This is a genomic window from Streptomyces sp. NPDC048416 (assembly GCF_043200435.1).
In the GTDB taxonomy this organism is placed as follows: domain Bacteria; phylum Actinomycetota; class Actinomycetes; order Streptomycetales; family Streptomycetaceae; genus Streptomyces.
The window spans coordinates 1-25,836 of record NZ_JBICXU010000051.1 but is presented as its reverse complement, the minus strand read 5'-3'; the positions used below and the strand labels follow the sequence as shown (position 1 = coordinate 25,836).

23 protein-coding genes are annotated in these 25,836 nt (G+C 70.2%); 16 read left to right on the top strand and 7 right to left on the bottom strand.

Features of this window, described 5'->3' with window-relative positions; translation table 11 throughout:
• Positions 1-86: 86 nt before the first annotated feature.
• Entirely contained in the window at positions 87-974 is an 888-nt protein-coding gene (locus tag ACGFW5_RS34260) for a helix-turn-helix transcriptional regulator (RefSeq protein WP_393838251.1), read from the bottom strand.
• Positions 975-1,099: 125 nt separating this feature from the next.
• Here ACGFW5_RS34260 and ACGFW5_RS34255 point away from each other — a divergent pair, with 125 nt between their 5' ends.
• Positions 1,100-2,485, top strand: coding sequence for an MFS transporter (locus tag ACGFW5_RS34255; protein ID WP_393838250.1), 1,386 nt, complete (start codon positions 1,100-1,102; stop codon positions 2,483-2,485).
• A gap of 147 nt (positions 2,486-2,632) precedes the next feature.
• Here ACGFW5_RS34255 and ACGFW5_RS34250 read toward each other — a convergent pair whose 3' ends face one another.
• On the bottom strand, positions 2,633-3,070 hold the full coding sequence (locus ACGFW5_RS34250; RefSeq protein ID WP_393838252.1) for a hypothetical protein: 438 nt from the start codon (positions 3,068-3,070) through the stop codon (positions 2,633-2,635).
• A gap of 330 nt (positions 3,071-3,400) precedes the next feature.
• On the opposite strand from ACGFW5_RS34250, the gene hemL reads away from it, so the two are divergent.
• The 7 genes from hemL to ccsB all read left to right on the top strand — a co-directional run bounded on the left by hemL (position 3,401) and on the right by ccsB (position 11,399).
• Complete coding sequence (gene hemL, locus ACGFW5_RS34245) at positions 3,401-4,723, top strand: glutamate-1-semialdehyde 2,1-aminomutase (protein ID WP_393838249.1); 1,323 nt, start codon at positions 3,401-3,403, stop codon at positions 4,721-4,723.
• A complete protein-coding gene (locus tag ACGFW5_RS34240; RefSeq protein ID WP_393838248.1) occupies positions 4,720-5,415 on the top strand; it encodes a histidine phosphatase family protein in 696 nt (231 codons plus the stop codon). The genes hemL and ACGFW5_RS34240 overlap by 4 nt, the downstream gene beginning before the upstream one ends.
• A 456-nt stretch (positions 5,416-5,871) precedes the next feature.
• Entirely contained in the window at positions 5,872-7,128 is a 1,257-nt protein-coding gene (locus ACGFW5_RS34235; protein ID WP_393838247.1) for a hypothetical protein, read from the top strand.
• A gap of 77 nt (positions 7,129-7,205) precedes the next feature.
• Entirely contained in the window at positions 7,206-7,814 is a 609-nt protein-coding gene (locus ACGFW5_RS34230; protein ID WP_393838246.1) for a TlpA family protein disulfide reductase, read from the top strand.
• Positions 7,815-7,821: 7 nt separating this feature from the next.
• Complete coding sequence (locus tag ACGFW5_RS34225) at positions 7,822-8,583, top strand: cytochrome c biogenesis CcdA family protein (protein WP_393838245.1); 762 nt, start codon at positions 7,822-7,824, stop codon at positions 8,581-8,583.
• 3 nt (positions 8,584-8,586) lie between these two features.
• Positions 8,587-10,314: a cytochrome c biogenesis protein ResB gene (locus tag ACGFW5_RS34220; RefSeq protein ID WP_393838244.1), complete on the top strand. Its 1,728-nt coding sequence runs from the start codon at positions 8,587-8,589 to the stop codon at positions 10,312-10,314.
• Positions 10,311-11,399: a c-type cytochrome biogenesis protein CcsB gene (gene ccsB / locus ACGFW5_RS34215; RefSeq protein WP_393838243.1), complete on the top strand. Its 1,089-nt coding sequence runs from the start codon at positions 10,311-10,313 to the stop codon at positions 11,397-11,399. The genes ACGFW5_RS34220 and ccsB overlap by 4 nt, the downstream gene beginning before the upstream one ends.
• Positions 11,400-12,331: 932 nt before the next feature.
• Here the strand turns inward: ccsB and ACGFW5_RS34210 are convergent.
• On the bottom strand, positions 12,332-12,610 hold the full coding sequence (locus ACGFW5_RS34210) for a PLD nuclease N-terminal domain-containing protein (RefSeq protein ID WP_393838242.1): 279 nt from the start codon (positions 12,608-12,610) through the stop codon (positions 12,332-12,334).
• An 88-nt stretch (positions 12,611-12,698) separates the two neighbouring features.
• Between ACGFW5_RS34210 and ACGFW5_RS34205 the strand changes: the two genes are divergently transcribed.
• The 3 genes from ACGFW5_RS34205 to ACGFW5_RS34195 are packed head-to-tail and all read left to right on the top strand — an operon-like array spanning position 12,699 to position 15,831.
• Positions 12,699-14,156 (top strand): menaquinone biosynthesis decarboxylase, encoded by a 1,458-nt coding sequence (locus ACGFW5_RS34205; RefSeq protein WP_393838241.1) that lies wholly within the window; start codon positions 12,699-12,701, stop codon positions 14,154-14,156.
• Positions 14,156-15,058, top strand: coding sequence for a menaquinone biosynthesis prenyltransferase MqnP (mqnP, locus tag ACGFW5_RS34200; protein ID WP_393838240.1), 903 nt, complete (start codon positions 14,156-14,158; stop codon positions 15,056-15,058). Before ACGFW5_RS34205 ends, mqnP begins: the two co-directional genes overlap by 1 nt.
• 47 nt (positions 15,059-15,105) lie before the next feature.
• Positions 15,106-15,831, top strand: a complete 726-nt coding sequence (locus ACGFW5_RS34195; RefSeq protein ID WP_393838239.1) for a UbiX family flavin prenyltransferase — start codon at positions 15,106-15,108, stop codon at positions 15,829-15,831.
• On the opposite strand, the gene ACGFW5_RS34190 is transcribed toward ACGFW5_RS34195, so the two are convergent.
• The gene (locus ACGFW5_RS34190) at positions 15,828-15,950 is read right to left on the bottom strand and encodes a hypothetical protein (protein WP_393838238.1); all 123 of its coding nucleotides are present in this window, start codon (positions 15,948-15,950) and stop codon (positions 15,828-15,830) included. The two genes, ACGFW5_RS34195 and ACGFW5_RS34190, sit on opposite strands and share 4 nt — an antisense overlap.
• A 142-nt stretch (positions 15,951-16,092) precedes the next feature.
• Between ACGFW5_RS34190 and ACGFW5_RS34185 the strand changes: the two genes are divergently transcribed.
• The 4 genes from ACGFW5_RS34185 to ACGFW5_RS34170 all read left to right on the top strand — a co-directional run bounded on the left by ACGFW5_RS34185 (position 16,093) and on the right by ACGFW5_RS34170 (position 19,995).
• A complete protein-coding gene (locus ACGFW5_RS34185; protein WP_100578735.1) occupies positions 16,093-16,542 on the top strand; it encodes an Lrp/AsnC family transcriptional regulator in 450 nt (149 codons plus the stop codon).
• Positions 16,543-16,597: 55 nt separating this feature from the next.
• A complete protein-coding gene (gene mqnE, locus ACGFW5_RS34180) occupies positions 16,598-17,761 on the top strand; it encodes an aminofutalosine synthase MqnE (RefSeq protein ID WP_393838237.1) in 1,164 nt (387 codons plus the stop codon).
• 123 nt (positions 17,762-17,884) lie between these two features.
• Complete coding sequence (locus ACGFW5_RS34175) at positions 17,885-18,181, top strand: DUF4229 domain-containing protein (RefSeq protein ID WP_393838236.1); 297 nt, start codon at positions 17,885-17,887, stop codon at positions 18,179-18,181.
• Between the two features lie 446 nt (positions 18,182-18,627).
• The gene (locus ACGFW5_RS34170) at positions 18,628-19,995 is read left to right on the top strand and encodes a dicarboxylate/amino acid:cation symporter (protein ID WP_393838235.1); all 1,368 of its coding nucleotides are present in this window, start codon (positions 18,628-18,630) and stop codon (positions 19,993-19,995) included.
• 141 nt (positions 19,996-20,136) lie between these two features.
• Here the strand turns inward: ACGFW5_RS34170 and ACGFW5_RS34165 are convergent, their stop codons facing one another.
• From ACGFW5_RS34165 to ACGFW5_RS34155, 3 genes are all read right to left on the bottom strand, one after another.
• On the bottom strand, positions 20,137-21,306 hold the full coding sequence (locus tag ACGFW5_RS34165; RefSeq protein ID WP_393838234.1) for an acyltransferase family protein: 1,170 nt from the start codon (positions 21,304-21,306) through the stop codon (positions 20,137-20,139).
• Positions 21,307-21,540: 234 nt separating this feature from the next.
• Positions 21,541-22,692 (bottom strand): alpha/beta fold hydrolase, encoded by a 1,152-nt coding sequence (locus ACGFW5_RS34160; RefSeq protein WP_393838233.1) that lies wholly within the window; start codon positions 22,690-22,692, stop codon positions 21,541-21,543.
• Positions 22,693-22,832: 140 nt separating this feature from the next.
• Positions 22,833-23,840 carry an AraC family transcriptional regulator gene (locus ACGFW5_RS34155; protein ID WP_393838232.1) on the bottom strand — a complete coding sequence of 336 codons (1,008 nt, stop codon included), beginning with the start codon at positions 23,838-23,840 and terminating at the stop codon, positions 22,833-22,835.
• A 93-nt stretch (positions 23,841-23,933) separates the two neighbouring features.
• On the opposite strand from ACGFW5_RS34155, the gene ACGFW5_RS34150 reads away from it, so the two are divergent.
• The gene (locus ACGFW5_RS34150; protein ID WP_393838231.1) at positions 23,934-25,748 is read left to right on the top strand and encodes an AMP-dependent synthetase/ligase; all 1,815 of its coding nucleotides are present in this window, start codon (positions 23,934-23,936) and stop codon (positions 25,746-25,748) included.
• The last annotated feature ends 88 nt before the right edge of the window (positions 25,749-25,836 follow it).

Here is a 25,836-nt window from a genome sequence, read left to right as displayed (position 1 = left end):
ATAGCGGAGCTATCGGGGCGTTTCGGCAACGCCGCGAGGTGCCGTGCCAGGCGCCGCACCCCCGGCCATGATCCACCAGACACCCCCTAGCCCTGTCTCCGGGCGGGTGGGACGGGCGCCGTCTCGCTGGGACCGACGGACGGGCCGGAGGCGGCGAGGTCGAGGAGGGTCAGCTTGTCGTGGTCCGGGCTGCCCGGCTGCGCCATGTAGACGATGAGGCGCTGGCCCTGTGCGCGGTTGAGGGACAGGCCTTCGTGCGAGAGCGTCATCGTGCCGACCTCCGGGTGTCGGAGCGTCTTTTTGCCGTCGCCGATCGTGTGCACCTCGTACCGCTCCCAGAGCCGGTGGAAGTCGGGGCTCTTGACGATCAACTCGCCTACGAGTGCGGCGAGATCCGGGGCGTCCGGGTCGGTGCCGGCGATCGCCCGCAACTGGGCGACGCACCCCTTGGCCTTCTGTTCCCAGTCCGTCCACAGCTCGCGGGCAGCTGGGTGCAGGAAGATGTACCGGACGGTGTTGCGCCGCCGCTCCGGCCAGTCGGCGATGCCGTGGAGCAGCCGCAGCCCGCCGGGATTGGCCGCCAGCAGGTCGTTGGTGCGGCTCACGACGTACGCCGGGTTGGGCCGTAGCGTCTCCAGGAGCTGCGTGACGGTCGGACGGACCCGCCGTGACGGCAGGGGACCGGGCTCGGGCGCACGCCGCGCCGCTCGCGCCGCCAGCTCGTGCAGGAAGCCGCTCTCCTCCTGGTTGAGGCGGAGCGCATCGGCCAGCGCCTCGACCACGGAGGGGCTCGGATGAGTCTCCTTGCCGCGTTCCAGACGGATGTAGTAGTCGATGCTCACACCGGCCAGCGCCGCCACCTCTTCACGGCGCAGACCCGGCGTGCGGCGCGTGCCGGTGCCGGCGGGCAGTCCGACGTCTGCCGGGCGCACGTCGCCACGGCGAGCCCGCAGGAACTTCCCGAACTCGGTCATGTCGTCATTCTGCCAGCGTGTGATCAAGGGTCCAGCCCGGAGCCTGGCCCTGTGACACCCCCCTATGGCGCGCCCCGGAAGATCACGGTCTGCCTCGCTCTCGCGCGCCTGACCAGTCTGGACGGATGACCACGCTTGAACCGGCCCGCGCGTCACAGGACGCCCGGCAGCGCACGGCCGCACCGAAGCTGATCCTGGCGACCACGTTCATGGGCATCTTTCTGCTCAACCTCAACACCATGGCGATGAACGTGGCGCTGCCCGGGGTCGGGCGGACCTTCGGCGGCAGCACGGCAGGACTGCAATGGATCGTCGACGCCTACACGCTGATGTTCGCCGCACTCCTGCTTTCCGCGGGCACGCTCTCCGACCGCATCGGGGCGAGCCGCGCGTTCGGCGTCGGCGTCGCGGCCTTCACGGTCGCCTCGGCGGCCTGCGGACTGGCGCCGGGGCTGGGCGTGCTGATCGCCGCCCGCCTGATCCAGGGGGGCGCGGCGGCGATCATGCTGCCCTCCTCGCTGGCCCTCGTCCGGCAGGCCTTCCCGGACGCGGCCGAACGGGCACGGGCCATCGCGCTGTGGACCGCCTGCGGAGCCGTCGCGGTTGCGGCCGGCCCGGTGGTCGGCGGGGTGCTGTCCAGCACGCTGAGCTGGCGGGCGATCTTCGTCGTCAACCTGCCCGTCGGCATCGCCACCCTCGCGACGTTGACCTGCGTGGAACGCTCGCCGCGCGGTGCCACGCCGCTCGACCCGTACGGCCAGCTCACGGCGATCGTCGCGCTCGCGTCGCTCACCTTCGCGGTGATCGACGGAGGGGGGAACGGCTTCGGTGAGCCCGTGGTGCTGGGCTGCCTGGGGCTCGCCGCGGTGGCGACGGTCGCGTTCATCATGATCGAGGCACGCACCGCCGCGCCGTTGGTCCCGCTCGACCTGTTCCGTTCGCGCACGGTGACGGTTTCGGTCGCGATCGGCTTCGTCGTCAACGCCGCCTTCTACGGGCTGGTGTTCGTGCTGAGCCTGTTCTTCCAGGACGTTCTGAACCTGTCCGCCATGGCAGCGGGGCTGATGTTCCTCCCGATGATGGCCGTGATCGCCGGAGCCAACCTGGCCTCGGCCAGGGCTGCGGCACGCTTTGGGCCGCGGATGCCGATCGCCACGGGACAAGCGGTCCTCGCGCTGGCGATGTTCGGCCTGCTCTGGGTCGACGAGGGCACCAGCAGGCCCGTGATCGCGGCGATGCTCATCCCGGTCGGCCTCGGCCTGGGTTTCTTCGTGCCTTCCCTGACCACCATCCTGCTGAACGACATTGCCGCAGACCGGGCCGGCATGGCCGCCGGGATCCTGAACTCCTTCCGGCAGACGGGCGGCGCGCTCGCCGTGGCCGTCTTCGGAGCCCTGGTCGCGGACCGGGGTGAGTTCGTCGTGGGTCTGCGGGACGCCTTGTGCGTGGCGGCTGTGCTGCTGATCGCCACCACGGCCGCGGCCCTCACGCTGCCGCGCGGCCGTACCTGACGGGGCGGCGAGGGGGTGTCCGGCGCTGGGCCCGGTGATGAACGCGACCTGAGGCAGCCGGCGGCGCAGGCCGGGTACGCGGCGGGGCGGGGCGAGCGGGACGCAGGGCCCCCGAAAGAGCCGCCTGCGGTCGCCTGAATCCGCAGGTCAGGGCCAGACCAGGCAGTACGGCTGGTGGCCCGCCTCGTGCAGGCGGTGGCTGAAGTCCTGCCATTCGTGCAGGAGCTGATAGACGTTGTACGCGTCGCGCGGTCCGCCGCGGTCGGGGACCGTGGACCAGATGAAGGCGGCCGCGCCGACCGATTCCTCCCCGACGCCGCGCAGCGGGTCGACGACCGTCATGGGGAGTTTGACCACCGCGTAATCGGGGTGGAGGACGACGAGTTCCAGGGGCGGGACCTTGTTCAGAGGTATGCCCTGGATGCCGGTGAGGACCATCGCGGCCATCGTCTCCGGCTTGATCTTGGTGAACATGCCCCCCATGCCCAGCTCGTCACCGCCGAGCTCTTCGGGGCGCATGGTGACGGGCACCCGGGCCGCTGTCGCGCCGTCCGGCGCGCCGAAGTACTTGTAGGTCACCCCCATCCGGCCACTTCCGTTCCCCGCCCCTGCGTCGCCCGCGACCCGGTCGATCCGGTCGATCCGGTCCTGGGCGTCGCGTCGCCGGTGCCGTCCCCGACGGTGGGCGCGCTCGGGACCCCGGTCGTCGGTCCCTTCGCCCAGTCCGCCACCGCGATGCATATCCTTCACCCGACTGCTTGTAGCCCGACTGCTTTGTAGACGTCACGCGCCCCGCCGCGCAACCCGATCATCCGTCGATGCAACTCGATCATCTGCGGATCATCGTGTCACTGACCTCCCCCGCGGGGGTGCGGTGAAACACCAGTCCGCAAGAACGTCCGGGCCTCTGCCACCATGGCGGGTGTGAGCTATCCGTACGCATACGACGCCCCAGTTTCGCAGAACCTCTTCGACCGCGCGTCCGCCGTGACGCCCGGCGGCGTGAACTCCCCGGTCCGTGCCTTCCGGGCCGTGGGCGGTACGCCCCGGTTCATGGTGTCCGGTACGGGCCCCTACCTGACCGACGCCGACGGTCGCGAGTACGTCGACCTGGTGTGCTCGTGGGGCCCGATGATCCTCGGGCACGCGCACCCGGAGGTCATCGCCGCCGTGCAGGAGGCCGTCGCCCGCGGCACCTCCTTCGGTACGCCCGGCGAGGGCGAGGTCGCGCTCGCCGAGGAGATCGTGGCCCGCGTCGAGCCGGTCGAGCAGGTCCGCCTGGTGTCCTCCGGTACCGAGGCGACCATGTCCGCGATCCGCCTGGCCCGCGGCTTCACCGGCCGCGCCAAGGTGATCAAGTTCGCGGGCTGTTACCACGGGCATGTGGACGCGCTGCTCGCCGCCGCCGGTTCCGGCGTCGCCACGTTCGGCCTTCCCGACACCCCCGGCGTGACCGGCGCGCAGGCCGGCGACACCATCGTGCTGCCGTACAACGACCTGGCCGCGGTGCACGCGGCGTTCCACGCCAACCCCGGCGAGATCGCCTGCGTCATCACCGAGGCATCGCCCGGCAACATGGGTGTCGTCCCGCCGGCGGACGGCTTCAACGCGGGCCTCAAGGCGGCCTGCGCGAAGAACGGTGCGCTCTACATCTCCGACGAGGTGATGACCGGCTTCCGTACCTCGAAGGCCGGCTGGTTCGGCGTCGACGGCGTCACGCCCGACCTCATGACGTTCGGCAAGGTCATGGGCGGCGGCTTCCCCGCCGCGGCGTTCGGCGGTCGCGCCGACGTCATGGGCCACCTGGCTCCCGCGGGCCCCGTCTACCAGGCGGGCACCCTCTCCGGGAACCCGATCGCCACCGCCGCAGGCCTCGCCCAGCTGCGGCTCCTCGACGACGCGGCGTACGCCAAGGTCGACGCCGTCTCCGCCGAGATCCAGGCGCTCGTCAGGGGCGCGCTCAGCAAGGAGGGCGTGGCCCACCGGCTTCAGACGGCGAGCAACATGTTCTCCGTCTTCTTCACGGCCGACGAGGTCCGCGACTACGACGACGCGAAGAAGCAGGAGGCTTTCCGCTTCAACGGGTTCTTCCACTCGATGCTGGCGCAGGGCGTCTACCTGCCGCCCTCGGCGTTCGAGTCCTGGTTCGTGTCGACCGCCCACGACGAGCGCGCCGTCGAGCGCATCGCGGCCGCGCTGCCCGCCGCCGCCCGCGCCGCAGCGGAGGCCACGGCATGAGCGAGAACAACAACGCCGGGAACGAACTGACCGTCGTCCACCTGATGCGCCACGGCGAGGTGCACAACCCGGACGGCGTGCTCTACGGACGGCGCTCCGGCTACCACCTCTCCGAGCTCGGCCGGCAGATGGCCGACCGCGTCGCCGAGCACCTGGCGGGCCGTGACATCACGCACGTCGTCGCCTCCCCGCTGGAGCGCGCCCAGGAGACGGCGGACCCGATCGCCAAGGTGCACGGCCTGGACCTCGCGACCGACCCGCGCCTGATCGAGGCGGGCAACGTCTTCGAGGGCAAGACGTTCGGAGTCGGCGACGGCGCCCTGCGCAAGCCCGCCAACTGGAAGCACCTGACCAACCCGTTCCGCCCGTCCTGGGGCGAGCCGTACGTCGAGCAGGTCGTACGGATGATGGGCGCGCTCGACGCGGCACGGGACGCGGCACGCGGGCACGAGGCGGTGTGCGTCAGCCACCAGCTGCCGATCTGGATCGTGCGCAGCTTCGTCGAGAAGCGGCGGCTGTGGCACGACCCGCGCAAGCGGCAGTGCACGCTGGCCTCGCTGACGAGCTTCACCTACCGGGGCGACCGGATCGTGTCCGTGGGCTACAGCGAGCCCGCGCGCGACCTCGTACCGGCGCATCTGCTGGCCGGGGCCAAGCCGGTCAAGGGCAAGTCGAAGGCCTTCGGCGCCTGACGCTCCGGCCGACGTCCGCGGGCCGGCCGGAACGTTCCGACCGGCCCGGCGGCCGGCAGATGGCCACCCGCGCACCGGCCCGTCGACCGGCCGGCCCACCCGCGCGCCGGCCCACGACCCGCCGTCCCATCCCGTCCCGCCGCGCACCCCGCGCACCGGCCCGTCGTCGGCCCGCCGCGCACCCCGCCCGCCGCGCACCGGCCCGTCGCCGGCCCACCCCGTCGGCCCGCCGACCCACCGCATGGGGGAAGCCGCCCGCCTCACCGTTCACGCGATCCCCACCCCCCACCCCTTCAACCCACACTCGCCATCTCGTACGGTTTACGAAGATTTGTGCGAGCTGTGGGGAACCACCCCGGTTTCACCTGGCATCTCACACATCGCCCAACTGCGGTGACGCGCTTGGGTTCGAGGACGACGAGACGACGGTGCGACGCGATGGGAACGGACGGGCGTATGCGGGAGATCGGACGGAACTTCAGCCGGCGGGGCATGCTGGGACTCGGGCTGGGGGCCGCCGCGACGGCCGGCCTCGCCGGATGCGGCGGTTCCGGCAGCGGCTCGGGCGGCAAGGGCAACGGCGGTGACACGGGTGGCGACTCGGCCGGTAAGAAGGCCGACGCGAAACTGATGGGCGACGGTTCCACCGCCGACACCGGCAAGCAGCCGCACCAGCCCGAGAAGCCCGTCCCCCTCGAACCCGGCCAGACCCCGCCCCAGTTCGTCATCTTCTCCTGGGACGGCGCGGGCGAGGTCGGCAACGGCCTCTTCCCCCGCTTCCTCCAGCTCGCCAAGGACCACGGCGCGGGCATGACGTTCTTCCTCTCCGGCCTCTACCTGCTGCCCGAGGCCAAGAAGCGCCTCTACCAGCCGCCGAACAACGCCGTCGGGGCCTCCGACATCGGTTACCTCGCCGACGACCACATCAAGGCGACGCTGAAGTACGTCCGTCAGGCCTGGACCGAGGGCCATGAGATAGGCACCCACTTCAACGGCCACTTCTGCACCGGACGCGGCACCGTGGAGCGCTGGACCCCCGCCCAGTGGCAGAGCGAGATAGACCAGGCGATCGACTTCGTCACCAAGTGGAAGACCAACACCGGGTGGACGGACGAGGACCCGCTGCCCTTCGACTACAAGCGCGAGCTCACCGGCGGCCGCACCCCCTGCCTGCTCGGCCAGGACAACCTGCTGCCCACCGCGCAGAAGCTCGGCTGGCGCTACGACGCCTCCTCGCCGGGCGGCACCCAGGTGTGGCCGGTCAAACGGCACGGCCTGTGGGATCTGCCGCTCCAGCAAATACCCTTCCCCGGGCACTCCTTCCAGGTCCTGTCGATGGACTACAACATCCTCGCCAACCAGTCGAAGAATTCGACCAAGGCGCCGCCGGCCAACTATCCCGGCTGGCGCAAGCAGGCCACCGAGGCGTATCTCGCCGGATTCAAGCGCGCCTACGACACCAATCGCGCGCCGTTCTACATCGGAAACCACTTCGAGCAGTGGAACGGCGGCATCTACATGGATGCCGTCGAAGAGGCGTTCAAGGGCATCGTGGCGCAGCGGGACGCGAAGAAGGATGTGAGGCTCGTCTCCTTCAAGCAGTACGTCGACTGGCTCGACGTTCAGGACCCGAAGGTGCTCGGCAAGCTCCGTACGCTGGGCGTGGGACAGGCGCCGGCCGGTGGCTGGAACACGTTCATGAAGTCCGTTTAGGCCTTCCTGACAAGGGGCTTTACGGGCATGCAGGGGGGCGCCCAAGATCCCCGAATCCGCCATGCGAAACTTTTCACATGTCCGTGAGTCCTGCTTTCCGACGCCGTCGCACCCTGACGCTGGCCGCGGCTGCCGTGGCCGCCGGTGCGCTGACCCTGACGGCCTGCGGTTCCGGTGGTACGTCCGGCGGTTCCGGTGACACGAAGTTCGTCACCGGCACCGGCGGCATCGCCACCGTGGCCAAGGGGGACCGTACGGCAGCCCCCGAGCTGTCCGGTGCGACCGTCGACGGCAAGCAGCTCGACGTCGCCTCCCTCAAGGGCAAGATCGTCGTGCTGAATGTGTGGGGTTCCTGGTGTGCCCCGTGCCGGGCCGAGGCGCCGTATCTGGCCAAGGTCTCCAAGGAGACGAAGGCCAAGGGCGTCGAGTTCGTGGGGATCAATACCCGTGACACCGACAAGGGCCCGGCCCAGCAGTTCGAGAAGTCATTCGGCGTCGATTATCCGAGCCTGTACGACCCGATCGGCAAGCTCATTCTGCGTTTCCCCAAGGGGAGCCTGAATCCGCAGGCCATTCCGTCGACCATCGTTCTCGACCGGAACGGAAAGATCGCCGCACGCGCCCTGATGGCGCTCGACGACACCAAGCTGCACCAGATGATCGACCCGCTGATCGCGGAGAAGTGATCGCGTGATGGCACTGGCCGCCGTCGGCTCGATGAACGAGACGGTCTTCAGCGGGGCCCTCCTCGTGGCCCTGCCCGTCGCCGTACTCGGCGGCCTCGTCTCGTTCTTCTCGCCCTGCGTTCTGCCGCTGGTCCCCGGCTACCTCTCGTACGTCACGGGAGTGACCGGCACCGACCTGGCCGAGGCACGGCGCGGGCGCATGGTCGCGGGCGCGAGCCTCTTCGTGCTCGGCTTCACCGCCGTGTTCGTCTCCGGCGGCGCCCTGTTCGGTTACTTCGGCAAGAACCTCCAGGACTACGGCGACACGCTCTCCAAGGTCCTCGGCGTCCTGATGATCCTGATGGGCGTCTTCTTCCTGGGGCTCATGCCGTGGATGACCCAGCGCGAATTCCGCTTCCACAAGCGGCCGGTGACCGGTCTCGCGGGCGCGCCGCTGCTCGGCGCGCTGTTCGGCATCGGCTGGACGCCGTGCCTGGGCCCGACGCTCACCTCGGTGAACGCGCTGGCCATGGACCAGGCGAGCGCCGGACGCGGGGCGATACTGACGGTCGCGTACTGTCTCGGCCTCGGGCTGCCGTTCGTGCTCGCGGCGGTCGCCTTCCGCAAGGCACTCGGCGCCTTCGGATGGGTCAAGAAGCACTACGCATGGGTGATGCGGATCGGCGGCGGCATGATGATCCTGACCGGTGTGCTGCTGCTGACCGGAGCTTGGGCGGCGCTCGTCCAGCACGTACAGGGCTGGTCCCAAGGCTTTCAGGTGGGTGTCTGACGCATGAGCAAGACCGAAACGACCCGGGGACCGAACCCGGACCCGACTTCCGAGCCCGACCTCGGCGAGGCCGGTGCGCAACTGTCGACCGCCCCCACCGAGGAACGGTCCAACGGCCCCGTCGGCATCGGTGTCATCGGCTGGGTCCGCTGGTTCTGGCGGCAGCTGACCTCGATGCGGGTCGCGCTGATCCTGCTGTTCCTGCTGTCGCTCGGCGCCATCCCCGGCTCGCTGATCCCGCAGACCGCGGTCGACGAGATGAAGGTCGCCGACTTCCAGAAGCGGCACGACACCATCTCGCCCTTCTACGAGAAGCTGGGTCTGTTCCACGTCTACAGCTCGGTGTGGTTCTCCGCGATCTACCTGCTCCTGTTCGTCTCGCTCATCGGCTGCATCGTGCCGCGCACCTGGCAGTTCGTGGGCCAGCTGCGCGGGCTCCCGCCGGCCGCGCCCGGCCGCCTGACCCGGCTGCCCGCGTACACGACATGGCGCACCGGGGCCGAGCCCGAGCAGGTCCACGAGGCCGCGCTCGCCCTGCTCAAGAAGCGCCGCTTCCGCTCCCGGATCAGCGGGGACGCCGTCGCCGCGGAGAAGGGCTACCTGCGCGAGGCCGGCAACCTGATCTTCCATGTCTCGCTGATCGTGATCCTCGTCGCGTTCGCCACCGGACAGCTCTTCAAGTCCGAGGGCGGAAAGCTCATCGTCCAGGGCGACGGGTTCTCCAACACGCTCACCCAGTACGACGACTTCAAGTCGGGCTCGATGTTCGACACCGAGGACCTGGCGCCGTTCAGCTTCACCCTGGACCGCTTCGACGCGTCGTACGAGCGCACCGGGCCCGAGCTGGGCACGGCCCGTGAGTTCAAGGCGCACGTCACCTACTTCGACGGCGCCGAGGGCAAGCCCCAGCAGAAGACCATCGAGGTCAACAAGCCGCTCGTCGTCGACGGCTCCAAGGTCTACCTGCTGTCGCACGGTTACGCGCCGTCGGTCACCGTCAGGGACGGCAAGGGCAACGTCGTCTTCCACGGCGCGACGCCGCTGCTGCCGATGGACAACAACCTCACGTCCAGCGGCGCCATCAAGGTGCTCGACGGCTACCGCGACGCCCAGGGCAACAACGACCAGCTCGGTTTCGCCGCGTTCTTCGTGCCGACGTTCGGCGGCAAGGGCATGGGCGCGACCCAGATGTTCTCGAAGTTCCCCGCGCCCGACTTCCCGGTGCTCAACATCGGCGCCTACCACGGCGACCTCGGCGTCAACTCGGGGCTGCCGCAGAACGTGTACCAGCTGGACACGAGCAGCCGCTCGATCAAGCCCTTCACGGACGACCAGGGCAAGATCCTCAAGAAGCTGCTGCTGCCGGGAGAGAGCCTGCAACTGCCGGACGGCGCCGGGTCGATCACCTTCGACAAGGGCCCCATCAAGCAGTGGGCGAGCTTCCAGATCACCCACCAGCCGGGCAGCGGTCTCGCCCTCACCGGCGCGATCGGTGCCATCGCCGGCCTCGCCGGCTCGCTGTTCATCCAGCGGCGCCGGATCTGGGTCCGGGCCGTCAGGGGCGACGACGGAGTGACCGTCGTCGAGATGGCCGGGCTCGGCCGCAGTGAGTCCGCGAAGCTCCCCGAGGAGCTGGCCGATCTCGCGGTCACGCTCATCCCGCAGGCGCCGACCGCGCCGGATCCCGAACCCGAACCCTCGATTGTTCCTGCCGAAGGGGCCGAGAAGTGAATCTCGCCACCGCCACCAATGAGAGCCTGGCGCACACCAGCAACTACCTGATCTATTCGTCGATGGCCGTGTACCTGCTGGCCTTCTTCGCCAACATGGCCGAATGGCTCTTCGGTAGCCGCAGCAAGGTCGCCCGTACGGCGGCCGCGCTGACCGGCGCGGGGCAGGAGGCGGACGCCGGCACCGTGAAGGTCGAGGTGGCCACCAAGAACGGCGGCACCGCCGTCCTGGAACGGCCCAAGGTCGTCACCCGCTCCGTCACCGGCGCCCGCGACGTGCCGGACGGCCCCGGCGCATCCGGCGGCGACGAGCAGGGCGACCTCTACGGCCGCATCGCCATCTCCCTGACGGTGCTCGCCTTCCTCATCGAGTTCTCCGGTGTGCTGACCCGCGCGCTGTCCGTGCAGCGGGCGCCGTGGGGCAACATGTACGAGTTCAACCTGACCTTCTCCACGGTCGCGGTCGGCGTGTACCTCACGCTGCTCGCCCTGAAGAAGAACGTCGGATGGCTCGGCCTTCCGCTGGTCACCACGGTCCTGCTGGACCTCGGCCTCGCCGTCACCGTGCTCTACACCGCGAGCGACCAGCTCGTACCGGCGCTGCACTCCTACTGGCTGTGGATCCACGTCTCCACCGCGATCTTCTGCGGCGCGGTCTTCTACGTGGGCGCGGTCGCCACGATCCTGTACCTCTTCCGCGACCGGTACGAGACCAAGCTCGCCGAGGGCGGTCAGCCGGGCAACTTCGCGACCTCCGTCATGGAGCGCCTGCCTGCCGCGTCCTCGCTCGACAAGTTCGCCTACCGGGTGAACGCGGCGGTCTTCCCGCTGTGGACGTTCACGATCATCGCGGGCGCGATCTGGGCGGGCGACGCGTGGGGCCGCTACTGGGGCTGGGACCCCAAGGAGGTCTGGTCCTTCATCACCTGGGTCGCGTACGCCTGCTACCTGCACGCGCGGGCCACGGCGGGCTGGAAGGGCCGCAAGGCGGCGACGCTGGCGCTGATCGCGTTCGGGTGCTGGCTGTTCAACTACTACGGCGTGAACATCTTCGTCAACGGCAAGCACTCCTACGCAGGCGTCTGACCCTGGCCCCCTGGGGTCCTCAAGCGCCGGACGGGCTGACGGCGCGCGTGCGCTACTAGGGGCGCGGGGCTGTGTCTTTTGCGCGGCTCCGCCGCGGTGGGCGCGTGGGGCTGTGGCTCCGGGTGCCCCACTAGGGGCGCGGGGAACTGCGCGGGTGCCCCAGCACGGTCCGCGGGTGAAGGCGGCGGGGTTGCTGGGGCTGCGCCCCAGACCCCGGGGGGGGCACCCCACCCCGCCCCTTCCCGAAACCCTCCGGGGGCGGGAGTTGGGCTGAGGTACAGGCTCCTGGGGCTCCGCCCCAGACCCCGTTTCGGGCCTGGACGGCCCTCGTCCTCAAACGCCGGACGGGCTGAGGCGGCTGTGGCGCCCGGCATCGAGTAGTTAAGGGGCGCGGGGAACTGCGCGGGTGCCCCAGCACGGTCTGCACTCGAAGGCGGGGTTGCCTGGGGCTCCGCCCCAGACCCCGTTTCGGGCCTGGACGGCCCTCGTCCTCAAACGCCGGACGGGCTGAGGCGGCCGTGGCGCCCGGCATCGAGTAGTTAAGGGGCGCGGGGAACTGCGCGGATGCCCCAGCACGGTCTGCACTCGAAGGCGGGGTTGCCTCGGGCTCCGCCCCAGACCCCGTTTCGGGCCTGGACGGCCCTCGTCCTCAAACGCCGGACGGGCTGAGGCGGCCGTGCCGCCCGGCATCGAGTGGCCAAGGGGCGCGGGGAACTGCGCGAGCAAGTCCGCACGGTCCGCGCGCGAAGGCGGGGTTGTCGGGGCTCAGCCCCAGGCTTCGTTGGGGTGTGCATGCCGCCCGGCATCGAGTGGCCAAGGGGCGCGGGGAACTGCGCGAGCAAGCCCGCACGGTCCGCGCGCGAAGGCGGGGTTGCCGGGGCTCAGCCCCGGGCTCCCGTCGGCCGCCCTGCCAAGGGCAAGCCGGGTGCGGGTTACGCCTCGTCGGGGCGGTCGCGGCGGGTGCGGTCCTCCAGGGACGCCAGGAACTCCGGGTTGTCGTCCGGCGCAGTCCAGCGCGTCGGAGCGCGGCGGACCTTGCCCGCCACCAGCCACGCCACCGGCCCGACCAGGACCTCCCCGAAGAGCAGCACCACGATGATCCACACCACTTTGGGGAGGCCCTTGACCTCCGACTCAGGGGTGTTGAGGCAGTCGATGAACGCGTAGAGCCACAGCGCCAGGACCAGCAGGAACGGCAGATACCTGAGCATGTTCTAACGGTCCCCCCGGGAACGGTTGCGGGCCGTGCCTCGGCCCCGGTGACCGGCCCAGGGTATCGGGTGCCCGATACTTGACCCCATGGCTTATGACGATCTCCGATCCCTGCTCAGGGCGCTGGAGCGCGAGGGCGACCTCAAGCGCATCAAGGCCGAGGTCGACCCGTACCTCGAAGTCGGCGAGATCGTCGACCGGGTCAACAAGGCCGGCGGCCCCGCCCTCCTCTTCGAGAACGTCAAGGGCGCTTCCATGCCCCTGGCCATGAATGTGTACGGCACGGACAGGCGGCTGCTCAAGGCGCTCGGGCTGACGTCGTACGGGGACATCAGCGACAAGATCGGCGGGCTGCTCAAGCCCGAGCTGCCCCAGGGCTTCGTCGGCATCCGCGAGGCGTTCGGCAAGCTCGGCTCGATGGTGCACGTACCGCCGAAGAAGGTGAAGCAGGAGGCCGCCCCGGTCCAGGAGGTCGTCCTCACGGGCGACGACGTCGATCTCGACCGGCTGCCCGCGCTGTTCACCTGGCCCGAGGACGGCGGCTCGTTCTTCAACCTGGGGCTCACCCACACCAAGCACCCCGAGACCGGCGTGCGCAACCTCGGGCTCTACCGCCTCCAGCGCCACGACAAGCGCACCATCGGCATGCACTGGCAGATCCACAAGGACAGCCGCAACCACTACGCGGTCGCCGCCAAGCGCGGCGAGCGGCTGCCGGTCGCGATCGCCTTCGGCTGCCCGCCGGCCGTCACGTACGCCTCGACCGCGCCGCTGCCCGGCGACATCGACGAGTACCTGTTCGCCGGGTTCATCCAGGGCAAGCGGATCGAGATGGTCGACTGCAAGACGGTGCCGCTCCAGGTCCCGGCCAACGCCGAGGTCGTCATCGAGGGCTGGCTTGAGCCGGGCGAGATGCTGCCCGAGGGCCCGTTCGGCGACCACACCGGGTTCTACACCCCGCAGGAGCCGTTTCCCGCGCTCACGATCGACTGTGTGACGATGCGCAGGCGCCCCTTGCTCCAGTCCATCGTGGTCGGCCGGCCGCCCACCGAGGACGGGCCGCTTGGCCGGGCCACCGAGCGTTTCTTCCTGCCGCTCCTCAAGATCATCGTGCCGGACATCGTGGACTACCACCTGCCGGAGTCGGGCGGCTTCCACAACTGCGCGATCGTCTCGATCGACAAGAAGTACCCCAAGCACGCGCAGAAGGTGATGCACGCGATCTGGGGCGCGCACATGATGTCGCTGACCAAGCTGATCGTGATCGTCGATGCCGACTGCGACGTCCACAATCTGCACGAAGTGTCCTGGCGGGCGTTCGGGAACACCGACTACGCCCGTGACCTGACCGTCGTCGAAGGCCCGGTCGACCATCTCGACCACGCCTCCTACCAGCAGTTCTGGGGCGGCAAGGCGGGCATCGACGCGACCGCGAAGTGGCCCGAGGAGGGGTACACGCGCGACGGCGGCTGGCCCGCCATGGTCGAGTCGGACCCGAAGACGGCGGCGACGGTCGACCGTCGCTGGAAGGAGTACGGGCTCTAGTGAGTGCCTCAGCCGCAGCAGTGCCCCAGCCGGGGCGGACCAAGGCGTTCCTGCGCCTGGTCATGATCGAGCACTCGGTCTTCGCGCTGCCCTTCGCCTACACCGCCGCGCTGACCGCGATGTTCCAGCTGGACAAGAACATCCACTGGGGACGGCTGCTCCTGGTCACCGTCGCCATGGTGGGCCTGCGTACCTTCGCGATGGCGTGCAACCGGATCATCGACCGCGAGATCGACGCCCGTAACCCGCGCACCGCCGGCCGCGAGCTGGTCACCGGCGCGGTGTCGGTGCGTTCCGCGTGGACCGGCGCGCTGATCGCCCTCGTCGTCTTCCTCGGTGCGGCTGCCGCCCTCAATCCGCTGTGTCTGGCGCTCGCGCCCGTCGCGGTGATCCCGATGGTGGTCTATCCGTACGGAAAGCGGTTCACCAACTTCCCGCAGGCCATCCTCGGCATCGCGCAGGCGATGGGCCCGGTCGGCGCATGGATCGCGATCACCGGCTCGTGGTCGTGGGACGCGGTGATCCTGGGTCTCGCCATCGGCATCTGGATCGGCGGCTTCGACCTGATCTACGCCTGCCAGGACGTGGAGGCCGACCGTGGCCACGGCGTGAAGTCGGTGCCGGCCCGGTTCGGCATCCCGGCCGCCATTTACGGTGCGCGCGGCTGCCACTCCGTGACGATGGCGCTGCTCGTCTGGTACGCGCTCGCGACCGGCGCCGGGGTCTTCTTCTGGCTGGGTCTCGTCATCGTGCTCGGGGCCTTCCTGTACGAGCACACCCTGGTGAAGCCGCATGACCTGTCCAAGCTCAACCGCGCGTTCTTCCAGGTCAACGGGTTCATCGGGATCGCCCTGTTCGTGTGCGCGCTGCTCGACCTGCTGGTGCGGGGTCTGACGGTCTGAGTACCTGGCCCGGACCTGCCGACGGCGCGACGGATAGGCTCGGACACGTGGAGCACGTGAACGTACACAGTCAGCAGCGCACGCCCTGGGTGGTCGGCGTGTCGGGTGCGTCGGGGACGCCGTACGCGGCGGCGGTGCTGCGCGCGCTGCTCGCGGCCGGCCAGAGCGTGGACCTGGTGGTCTCGCGGGCCTCGCGCCTCACGCTGCTCGACGAGACGGGCATTGCGTTCCGCGACGCGCACTGGCAGGACGATCTGGGGGCGTGGCTGGCGCGGGGCGCCGACGGCAAGCCGGACGCCTTCGAAGGCGTGGACGTGTCGGACGTACGGCACTGGGCGGCCGGGGACCTGGCGGCGGGGCCGTCGTCGGGCTCGTACGCGGTGAAGGGGATGCTGATCGTGCCGGCGTCGACGGCCTGTGTGGCCGGGGTCGCGCTCGGGCTTTCGAAGGACCTGTTGCAGCGGGCCGCGAGCGTGACGCTCAAGGAGCGGCGGAGGCTGGTGGTCGCGGTGCGCGAGACGCCGTTGAACGGTCAGACGCTCAAGCACCTGGTGACACTGGACGAGGCGGGCGCCGTGGTGCTGCCCGCCTCTCCGGCGTTCTACGCGGGGGCGACGCACATCCAGGATCTGGTGGACTTCGTCGCGGGGCGGGTGCTGGATGCGGCAGGGGTGCCGCACACGTTGTACCGCCGCTGGCAGGGAGAGCTCGGCTCGGGGCACGCCCCCGGTGAGCGGGGCGGTGACCTCGAAGGAGGCTCAGGGAGGGGTTAGCGCTTCTTGGCGGCGCGCTCGGGGGCGCGGTCCTTCGGCGCGGGCTTGTGGGCACGGGACCGGTTGGCCAGGTCCTGAAGCTCGCGCATCCGGGCGTAGGCCATCTCGATCGTGTACACGGTGACAACTCCTGAAAGATCGTCTTTGATCTGCTGGAAATGTATCCACACAGCTGAATGATTCGCAGGGTGTCGTCCCTGCATGCCTTAGATTCTACACGTAAACTCGCGGTATCGCTGAACAATGGAAGGCTTCAGGCATATGGACGCCGTCGATAGGCAGCTCATCCAGGCACTGCGGGAGAACGGCAGGGCCTCGTACGCGGAACTGGGCCGGCTCGTCGGGCTCTCCGGCCCCAGCGTCACCGACCGCATCAACCGTCTGGAAGCGGCCGGTGTCATCACCGGATACCGCGCCACGGTGGACTCCGCGTCGCTCGGCCTCGGCGTCACCGCGCTGATCGGCATCTCGCTCTCCGACGCCGCCGACCACGAGGACGTGGCCCGCCGGCTGCGCGATCTGGCGGAGATCGAGGACTGCTGGTTCATCGCGGGCGACGACTCGTACATGCTCAAGATCCGCGCCGGTGACGTGGACGGCCTGGAGAAGACGATCCGCCGGCTCGGCTCGACCAAGGGCGTCTCGCGCACCCGCACCACGATCGTGCTCTCCACCAAGTGGGAGAACCGGGTCGGGGAACTTCCCGAGTAGGGCGGGGCGTACCGTGGGTGGAGCCTGAAAGACACACATATGGGAGGCGGCCTTGATGGACGCGGGACTCAAGCGCGAGCTGGAGCAGAAGGTCCGGGCCGGTGAACGGCTCAGCCGTGAGGACGGCGTCGCGCTGTACGCGTCGGACGATCTGGCCTGGCTCGGCGGGCTCGCCCACGAGGTGCGCACCCGCAAGAACGGCGACGTCGTCCACTTCAACGTCAACCGCCACCTCAACATGACCAATGTGTGCACGGCGTCGTGCGCGTACTGCTCCTTCCAGCGCAAGCCGGGCGAGAAGGACGCGTACACGATGCGCATCGAGGAGGCCGTCCGCCTCGCCAAGGCGATGGAGAACGACAACCTCACCGAGCTGCACATCGTCAACGGGCTCCACCCGACGCTCCCTTGGCGCTACTACCCGCGTTCGCTCAAGGCCCTCAAGGAGGCGCTGCCGAACGTCGGGCTCAAGGCGTTCACGGCGACCGAGATCCACCACTTCGAGACGATCTCCGGGCTCGGCGCGAGCGAGATCCTGGACGAGCTCATCGAGGCCGGTCTCGAATCGCTGACCGGTGGCGGCGCGGAGATCTTCGACTGGGAAGTGCGCCAGCACATCGTCGACCACAAGACCCACTGGGAAGACTGGTCGCGCATCCACCGCCTGGCGCACGAGAAGGGTCTCAAGACCCCGGCGACCATGCTGTACGGGCACATCGAGGAGCCGCGTCACCGCGTGGACCACGTGCTGCGCCTGCGCGAGCTCCAGGACGAGACCGGCGGCTTCCAGGTCTTCATCCCGCTGCGCTACCAGCACGACTTCGTGGACATGCAGGACGGCAAGGTCCGCAACAGGCTCCAGGCGCGCACCACCATGGCGACCGGCGCCGAGGCGCTGAAGACCTTCGCGGTCTCGCGCCTGCTGTTCGACAACGTGCCGCACGTGAAGTGCTTCTGGGTGATGCACGGCCTCCAGACCACCCAGCTCGCGCTCCAGCACGGCGCGGACGACATGGACGGCTCGGTCGTCGAGTACAAGATCACGCATGACGCCGACAACTACGGCACGCCCAACAAGCTGACCCGTGACGACCTGCTCGACCTCATCCGCGAGGCCGGCTTCCGTCCCGTGGAGCGCAACACCCGGTACGAGATCATCCGCGAGTACCCGGGCCCGGACACGGAGCTGCGCGAGACGCCGCAGCCGATGCGCTTCTGAGCGTGGCCCGTGGCGCTGACCGTCGGGCTCGGCCCGCCGGTCGCTCCCGTGCCCGCTGAACTGATCCATTTGTGGGCGTGCTTCACTAGTCGGGCAGGTGCCATCGTAGAGAGAAGGTCGATCGTGAACGCCGCCAAGCCGAGCGCCACCATCTGGTACACCATGCTGCGCGTGGGGATCTTCATCGGCAGCCTGGTCTTCGTCGGCCTGCTGGTCCAGTTCGGCATCGTGCCCAAGGGCAACGGGAACTCGAACCTCATCTGGGTCGTCCTGCTCGCGCTCGTCATCTCCGCGCCGCTCAGCTACGTACTCCTGCGCAAGCAGCGCGACGCGATGTCCGCCCAGATCGTCGCCAAGGTGGAGAACGCCAAGGCGAAGCTGGAGGCGAACCGTTCGCAGGAGGACAGCGTCGCCCAGTAGGCGCGCGCCCGCCCCCTCGCACCTTTTCGGCCGGCCCGGCCCCGAAGCCCAGCGCTTCGGGACCGGGCCGTCGTCGTTGACGGCGAACGCCGCGACGCCCCGACGCCGGCCGTCGTCCGGAGCCCCGGCCGTGTCCTGAAACGCTCGCGGTCATCCCGGGGTAAAAGAACTGCTTTGATGTTCTCAAAGTTCAAGTGTTAACGTGTTCGGCATGACGACAGCAGCTGTGCACCAGCACACCACCGGCGGAGCCGTTCCGCTCGTGGCGCGTCTGCATGTCGACCTCTGCCGCTGCATGTCCGCGGTCTGTTGCCGCGTCATCTGACCCCGGCATCATGCGGCGGTGTCCCCAGCCTTACGTGACGGTCCTCACCGGCCAGTCCCTCGTGATCGGGCGCCGCGCTCATCCCTGAACGTCCCCGTCTCCGCTCACCCGGGAGTGTTTCGTGTCCTCCGCGACCGCCCAGGAGAAGCCCAAGCCCGGCTTCTCCATATCCGCCAAGTTCCCGTTCTGGGCCCAGATCATCGCCGGTCTCGTCCTCGGCGGTCTGCTCGGCTGGCTCGCCCGAAGCCAGGACATCAGCTGGCTCAAGTCCACCCTTGAGCAGATCGGCGACACCTTCGTCCAGCTCCTGAAGCTGGCCGTGGCCCCGCTCGTGTTCTTCGCGATCCTGGTGTCGATCACCAACCTGCGCAAGGTCAACAACGCCGCACGGCTCGCCTCGCGCACCCTGCTCTGGTTCATGATCACGTCGCTGATCGCGGTGGCCATCGGCCTCGCCATCGGGCTGCTCACCAACCCGGGCTCGGGCACCGGCCTGACGCCGAAGGACGGCAAGCTCCCCAAGCACACGGGCAGCTGGCTCGACTTCCTGACCGGCATCATCCCGACCGACGTCGTGACGCCGTTCACCGAACTCAACGTCCTCCAGATCGTGTTCATGGCCGCCGTCGCCGGCATCGCCCTGCTCCAGCTCGGCGAGAAGGCCAAGCCGATCCTCACGCTCAGCGAGGCCGTGCTCGAACTCCTCCAGAAGGCCCTGTGGTGGGTCATCCGGCTCGCCCCGCTCGGCACGCTCGGCCTCATCGGCTTCGCCATCGCCGACTACGGCTGGGACCTCATCGGCAAGTACGCCACCTTCACCGCCGACGTCTACATCGGCTGCGCCCTGGTGATGTTCGGCGTCTACCCGGTGCTGCTGGCCACCGTCGCCAAGGTCAACCCGCTCCAGTTCTTCAAGGGCGCCTGGCCCGCCATCCAGCTGGCCTTCGTCTCCCGCTCCTCGGTGGGCACGATGCCGCTGACCCAGAAGGTCACCGAACGGCTCGGCGTCCCCAAGGAGTACGCGTCCTTCGCGGTGCCGTTCGGCTCGACCACCAAGATGGACGGCTGCGCCGCGATCTACCCGGCGCTGGCGGCGATCTTCATCGCGCAGATCTTCGACGTGCACCTCGGTGTCGGCGACTACGTCCTGATCGCGTTCGTGTCGGTCATCGGCTCCGCCGCGACGGCCGGTCTCACCGGCGCCACGGTCATGCTGACCCTGACCCTCTCCACCCTGGGTCTGCCCCTGGAGGGCGTCGGCCTGCTCATGGCCATCGACCCGGTCCTGGACATGATGCGTACGGCCACCAACGTGGCGGGCCAGGCGCTGGTGCCGGTCATCGTGGCGGCGCGGGAGAACATCCTGAACCGCGACGCCTTCAACTCCGTACACGGGTCGACGGTCGAAGACGGCGGCAACAGCCGCAACGGCCACGACGGCCACGACGTCCGCGAGACGGAGCAGGCGCCGGTCCCGGCCGCCGCCTGAACACCTGGCGACCGCTCGGGCATCCGGCCACCGGCCTGAGCAACGTCCGCCGGAGCCGCCGGAACCGGCCGAGCCTCCCGAGCCGCCAGACCCGCCCGAACCGCCCGCGCCCCCGCCTCCGGTGGGGGCGCGGGCGTTCGTTCAGCGCGGTCCGGGCGGCGGCACGTCCACGGTGCGGGCCGGCCGGGGGCCCGGGAGGCCGCCGCTGAGCCAGCGCTTGAGGCGGCGGCCGACGGGGCGTTCCACACAGCGGTGCACCAGCCAGGCGGCCACCAGCAGACCCGCGACCAGGAGCGCCATCAAGAGGTGGGCCGGCATGCGGGTGTGAAGGCGCTCTATCACGGTCCAGCCTATGGACTCGTGCAGCAGGTAGAGCGGATACGTCAGGGCGCCCGCCGTGGTGAGCCGACGCCAGTTGAGGAAGTTCAGCTTCCCCAGGGCCACGGCGAGCAGGACGGCGTAGAACACGGTGACGACGACCAGGGCCACCGTCCAGGAGGGGTGCAGGCCGACCCAGTTCTCGTCGTGGACGAGCCGGACCAGCTGCTGCTGCGCCAGCAGCCACGAAGCGCCGAGCAGGAGCCACAGGAGCGGCGCCGGGCGGAAGCGGTGCATGAGATACAGCACGATGCCGCCGACGAAGAACGGTGCGAACTGCGGCTGGAAGACGACGGTCAGGAGCGGGATGCCGGAGGTCGGCGCCAGTATCGCGCCGAGCAGCCACAGACCGCAGAAGGTCACCACGCGCCGGTAGGTCAGGCCTCCGTACGCGACGACCGCGAACAGCAGATAGAACCGCATCTCGGCCCAGAGCGACCAGTACGAGGGGTCCACGTGCGGGACGCCCAGGGGCTCGTGGACCATCGTGAGGTTGGTCAGCACCCGCGACGGCGTGACGGTGCGGTCGCCGGCGCACCACAGGACGACGGCCGTGGTCAGGACACAGACCCAGAACGCCGGATACAGGCGCACCACGCGGGAGATGAAGAAGTCCCGTGGGGTGCGGCCCCAGCAGCTCATGCAGATGACGAATCCGCTGATGAGGAAGAACAGCTCGACGCCCAGCCAGCCGTAACCGGCGACGCTGTGGGCGACCGGGAAGAGCGTGGCGGTGCTCTGGCCCCACGCCCCGTGGTCCCCGTACCGGTTGTAGCCGATGAAGTGGAACGCCACCACCATGAGGGCCGCGATCAGACGCAGCCCGTCCAGTACGTAGAGCCGGGGCGGTCCCGTCCTGGCCGCCGTCGGCCCGGGGAGCGGCCGCATGGTGCGGGGGCGGGGGAGCGTGGAACGCAGAGCTGTGTCTGACAAGGCGGGATTCCTAGCCGGAAGGCCGGTCGCGGCTGTTCCGGATGTATCGGAGATGGCGCTGTGTACGGCGGGCATGACCTGGGTTCTATGCCTGCACGCTAGTACATCCCCCGTGTGTTCGAGCCTGGGGCGGGGATTCGCCGCTGCCTCACGGGCCCCGTACGGGCCGGGCGGGCAAGGGGAATGCGGCCCATATGGGGCGATATGCGGCGGTCCGCGACCGGCTTCGGACCGTCAGCAGGTGGAGTGGGCCGCCTTGCCCGCGAAGCGGTCGCCGAGCCAGTTCGCGGCCGGGACGCCGCCCGCCGTCACCCCGCCGATGTGGCCGAGCAGCGGCAGCGCGTGCCACTCCACGTTCGCGCCCTGCGCGCACCAGTCCGCGCGGAGCTGTCGGCCCACCGCGTACGGGATCAGCTCGTCGAGCGTGCCGTGGTAGAGGTACACCGGCGCGTCCGGACGGTGTGTGCCGAGCGTGGACTGCGCCAACCGCGCCTGCCAGTCCGGCTGTTGGAGCGGGTTGCGCACGGTGAGGTCGGTGATGTGCTCGAACGAGCCCACCGTGGTGTCGACCGCCACGCAGTTGCTCTTGAAGTAGCCGACGAGCGCCCTGCCCGCCGGGTTCAGGTACGAGTCCAGCTTCAGCTCGGGGAAGGCCGCGTCCTGGCCGGCCGCCGCCATGAAGATGAGGCCGGAGCCCGGGCCGCCGTCGTTGGAGGAGGCGACCTTCATCAGGTCGGCCGGGACGCCACCGGCCGCCGTGCCCTGCACCCTCAGGTCGGGGGCGTAGGAATCGTGCAACTCGGCCGCCCAGGCGGCGGCCTGGCCGCCCTGCGAGTACCCCATGATGCCCACGGGCGAGCCGGCGTCGACACCGGGGATGCCCAGCCGCTCGGCGGCGCGGGCCGCATCCAGGACGGCAGTGCCCTCGGCGCGGCCGACGGTGTAGGTGTGGTCGCCGGGCGTGCCGAGCCCTTCGTAGTCGGTGACCGCGACCGCCCAGCCCTTCTGCACCACCTGGTTGATGAGGGTGGCCTCGACGGCCGTCCCGTAGGGGAAGTTGGCGCTCGGCGCGCAGGAGTCGCCGAGCCCGACCGTGCCGACGGCGTACGTCACCAGGGGGCGCGGTCCCGTGCGGCCGTCGTTGGGGACGATGACCGTGCCGGAGACGGTGTTGGGGGCGCCCTTGGCGGTGGTGGAGCCGTAAGTGACGTGCCAGGCACGGGTGTTGGTCCACTGGCCGGGCAGCGGATGGAAGGCGGTGGGGGACTGGGTGACGACGTCGCCGGGCGCGAGGGGCGCGGGGTCGTCGGCGCATGCGGTGGGGGTGGCTGCCGAGAGGAGGAGTACGGCGGCGACGGCGCCGGCGACTCGGGTACGGACGTGCATGCGGCTCTCCCAACGGTCCGTGGGGCACGGGCAGGTGAGGAGAAGGTAGTGACTGACCGGTAGGTACGGAGCTGACCGTACTGCTCACCTTCACTGACCCCGGTTCACCGGCCCGGGCGGGCGCCCGGCGCGGTCCGCCTTCAGTGGTCGAGGCGGTAGGCGCCCGGTGTCGTCCCCGTCCAGCGGCGGAACGCCCGGTGGAAGCTGGTGTCCTCGGAGAAGCCGAGGCGCGCCGCGATCTCCGCGATCGGCTCGCGGCCCTCGGCGAGCCCCGCGATCGCCGCGTCGCGCCGCACCGCGTCCTTGAGCTGCTGGAAGGAGGTGCCCTCGCGGGCCAGGCGCCGGCGCAGGGTCGCCGGTGACATGGCGAGCCGCGCCGCCGTCTCGTCCAGGGTGGGCAGCCGGGGCGAGGCCCGCAGGGCGCCCGCGAGCGCCCGCCCGACCTGTTCGCCCACCGTCGTGCCGTACGCGTGCCGGCTGAGGAGTTCGAAGGGCGAGCGGCGCAGCATCTGCCCCAGGGCGGCCTCGTCCCGTACGAGCGGCGCGGTCAGCCAGCGCGCGTCGAACACCGCCTCGGTGCGGGTGTCCCCGAATCGGACCGGGCAGCCGAAAAGCGACTCGTACTCGCCCCGGTGCGGGGGCGGCGGATAGCCGAAGGCGGCCCGGACGAGCGGGATCCGGCGGCCCACCAGCCAGCTGCACAGCCGGTGCCAGATGATCACGAGGCATTCGGTCAGGAACCGGTCCTCGTCGTGCCCCGCGAGGTCGCCGCGCACCGCGAACACCGCGTCCGCGCCAGTGACTTCGAGGGCGAGGTCGGGGCCGTGCGCGAAGAGCCCGTAGAAGGCGGTGCCCCGGCGCATCGCCCCGCCGAGGTCGTGGCAGCCGAGCACGGCGTGACACATCATCGCGAAGGTGCCGGGGCGGCTCGGGGCGCCGCCGAGCCCCAGGAACTCGTCGCCCGTCGCCCGGTACAGGGCGCGGAAGAGGTGGGCGAACTGGGCCGGGGTGACCCGCGCCCGGTCGTCCCCGAGCAGCAACGGCGGGATCCCGGACGCCTGGAGGAGCGGCACGGTGTCGATGCCGTGCCGCTCGGCGCCGCGCAGCACGGCCCGTACGTGGTGCACGGTGATCGTCGGCTTCGCCATGGTCGACGACGGTAGCCGGGTTGAGCGGTGCGGTCAGCCGGGGTGACGTTTCTTGTCATCGCGCGGCAGCGGCGCCGTCCCTACCGTCGGGGCATGACGCCCCGAAGTGAGCATCGGACCGAGCACCGGAACGACGAGCGGGCCGACCGCCGGAACGACGACCGGGCCGACCACCGGAACGACGACCGGACCGACCACCAGGAGCAGTCCAGCCGTCCCCCCACGCTCGCCGTGTTCACCGAGTGGGCGGCGGAGCGTCACCCGGACCGGCCGGCGCTCCGTTTCCGCGACGCGGGCGGAGACTGGGCGGTCGTGACGTACGCGGAGCTGCGCGAGACTGTGCGCCGCACCGCGCGCGGGCTGCTCGCGCTCGGCATCCGGGCCGGCGACCGGGTCGCGGTCCTCGCCGAGACCCGGCCCGAGTGGACGTACACGCACTTCGCGTGCCTCGCCGCTGGCGCGGTGGTGGTGCCGGTGTATCCGACGGCCGGCGAGGAGGAAATGGCCTGGGTGCTGGCCGACTCCGCCGCGAAGGCCGTCTTCTGCGAGGGGCCGAAGGACGCGGCCCGCGTGGAGGGCCTGCGCGACAAGCTGCCGGCGCTCGCCCACGTACTCCTGATGACCGGTCCCGAAGGAGCGAGGGGGCTGCCGGACGGCTCGGCGGTCCCGCCCGACGACCTGACGGCCCGCGCCGAGGCGGTGCGGCCCGACGACGACGCCGAGCTCGTCTACACCTCGGGCACCACCGGCCTGCCCAAGGGCTGCCGGCTCACCCACGGCAACCTGGGCGCCGTCCAGGACGCCACGCTGCACCTCATCGAGGGCGGCCCGGGCGACCGCACCTACCTGTACCTGCCGCTCGCGCACCTGCTCGCCCAGCTGATCCAGTTCTCCACGCTGCTGTACGGCGGTGAGCTCTGCTACTTCGGCGGCCGGATCGAGGACGTGATCGGCGAGCTCGCCGAGGCGCAGCCGACCCATCTGCCGTCCGTACCGCGCCTGTTCGAGAAGGTGTACGCGGTGGTGCGCTCGCTCGCCGAGGCCGGCGACGGGGGTGGTGAGCGGTTCGACGCGGCGGTCGCGGTCGGCGTCCTCGCGGCGGACGGCACGCTCCCGCCCGGGCGGCAGGCCGAGTACGAGGCGGCGGACCGTACGCTCTTCGGCCCGGTACGGACGGCCTTCGGCGGGCGCCTGCGCTGGGCCCTGACGGGCGGAGCGCCCATCGACCCTGCGGTCCTGGACTTCCTGCGGGCCTGCGGGATCCAGGTCTTCGAGGGGTACGGGATGACCGAGTCCGCGGGGGTGATCTCGCTCAACCACCCGGGGGCGGTGCGGTACGGCACGGTGGGGCGGCCGGTGCGGGGCTGCGAGGTGCGGATCGCGGACGACGGGGAGGTGCTGGCGCGGGGCGCGATGGTCTTCCCGGGCTACCACGCGAACGCCGGGGGCACCGCGGACGCGCTGGACGAGGACGGCTGGCTGCACACGGGGGACCTCGGCGCGCTCGACGCGGACGGCTACCTCACGATCACCGGCCGCAAGAAGGACCTCATCATCACGTCCGCGGGGAAGAACCTGACCCCCTCGCACGTGGAGCTCGCCATCGAACGGTCCCGTTTCGTCTCGCACGCGGTGATGGTGGGCGACCGGCGTCCGTATCCGGTCGCGCTGATCACGGTGGACGAGGACGCGACGGCGGGGTGCGGTGCGGCGGAGGTGCGCGAGCGGGTGCGGGAGGCGGTGTCCGCGGCCAACGCGCAGGTGTCCCGGCCCGCCAGGATCAGGGACTTCGCGGTGCTGCCGCGGGATTTCACGGTGGAGGCGGGTGAACTCACCCCGACGCTGAAGGTGCGCAGGGCCGTCGTCCTGGAGCGGTACGAGGCCGAGATCAACGCGCTGTACCCCTAGACGAGTCATTCCGAATGCTGACGGTGCGTCCGGGAACGCGGACAGGGCGTCCAAGATCGTTGTGTGACGAACAACCTGGACGCCCTGC

Bases quoted from the DNA above. Each gene is read 5' to 3' on its own strand.
- ACGFW5_RS34220 (WP_393838244.1), top strand. From the start codon at position 8,587: ATGAGCAAGACCGAAACGACCCGGGGACCGAACCCGGACCCGACTTCC.
- ACGFW5_RS34255 (WP_393838250.1), top strand. From the start codon at position 1,100: ATGACCACGCTTGAACCGGCCCGCGCGTCACAGGACGCCCGGCAGCGC.
- mqnE (WP_393838237.1), top strand. From the start codon at position 16,598: ATGGACGCGGGACTCAAGCGCGAGCTGGAGCAGAAGGTCCGGGCCGGT.
- ACGFW5_RS34160 (WP_393838233.1), bottom strand. From the start codon at position 22,692: ATGCACGTCCGTACCCGAGTCGCCGGCGCCGTCGCCGCCGTACTCCTC.
- ACGFW5_RS34250 (WP_393838252.1), bottom strand. From the start codon at position 3,070: ATGGGGGTGACCTACAAGTACTTCGGCGCGCCGGACGGCGCGACAGCG.
- ACGFW5_RS34235 (WP_393838247.1), top strand. From the start codon at position 5,872: ATGCGGGAGATCGGACGGAACTTCAGCCGGCGGGGCATGCTGGGACTC.
- ACGFW5_RS34240 (WP_393838248.1), top strand. From the start codon at position 4,720: ATGAGCGAGAACAACAACGCCGGGAACGAACTGACCGTCGTCCACCTG.
- ACGFW5_RS34205 (WP_393838241.1), top strand. From the start codon at position 12,699: ATGGCTTATGACGATCTCCGATCCCTGCTCAGGGCGCTGGAGCGCGAG.
- ACGFW5_RS34225 (WP_393838245.1), top strand. From the start codon at position 7,822: ATGGCACTGGCCGCCGTCGGCTCGATGAACGAGACGGTCTTCAGCGGG.
- ACGFW5_RS34155 (WP_393838232.1), bottom strand. From the start codon at position 23,840: ATGGCGAAGCCGACGATCACCGTGCACCACGTACGGGCCGTGCTGCGC.
- ACGFW5_RS34150 (WP_393838231.1), top strand. From the start codon at position 23,934: ATGACGCCCCGAAGTGAGCATCGGACCGAGCACCGGAACGACGAGCGG.
- hemL (WP_393838249.1), top strand. From the start codon at position 3,401: ATGGCGGGTGTGAGCTATCCGTACGCATACGACGCCCCAGTTTCGCAG.
- ACGFW5_RS34260 (WP_393838251.1), bottom strand. From the start codon at position 974: ATGACCGAGTTCGGGAAGTTCCTGCGGGCTCGCCGTGGCGACGTGCGC.
- ACGFW5_RS34230 (WP_393838246.1), top strand. From the start codon at position 7,206: ATGTCCGTGAGTCCTGCTTTCCGACGCCGTCGCACCCTGACGCTGGCC.
- ACGFW5_RS34210 (WP_393838242.1), bottom strand. From the start codon at position 12,610: ATGCTCAGGTATCTGCCGTTCCTGCTGGTCCTGGCGCTGTGGCTCTAC.
- ACGFW5_RS34185 (WP_100578735.1), top strand. From the start codon at position 16,093: ATGGACGCCGTCGATAGGCAGCTCATCCAGGCACTGCGGGAGAACGGC.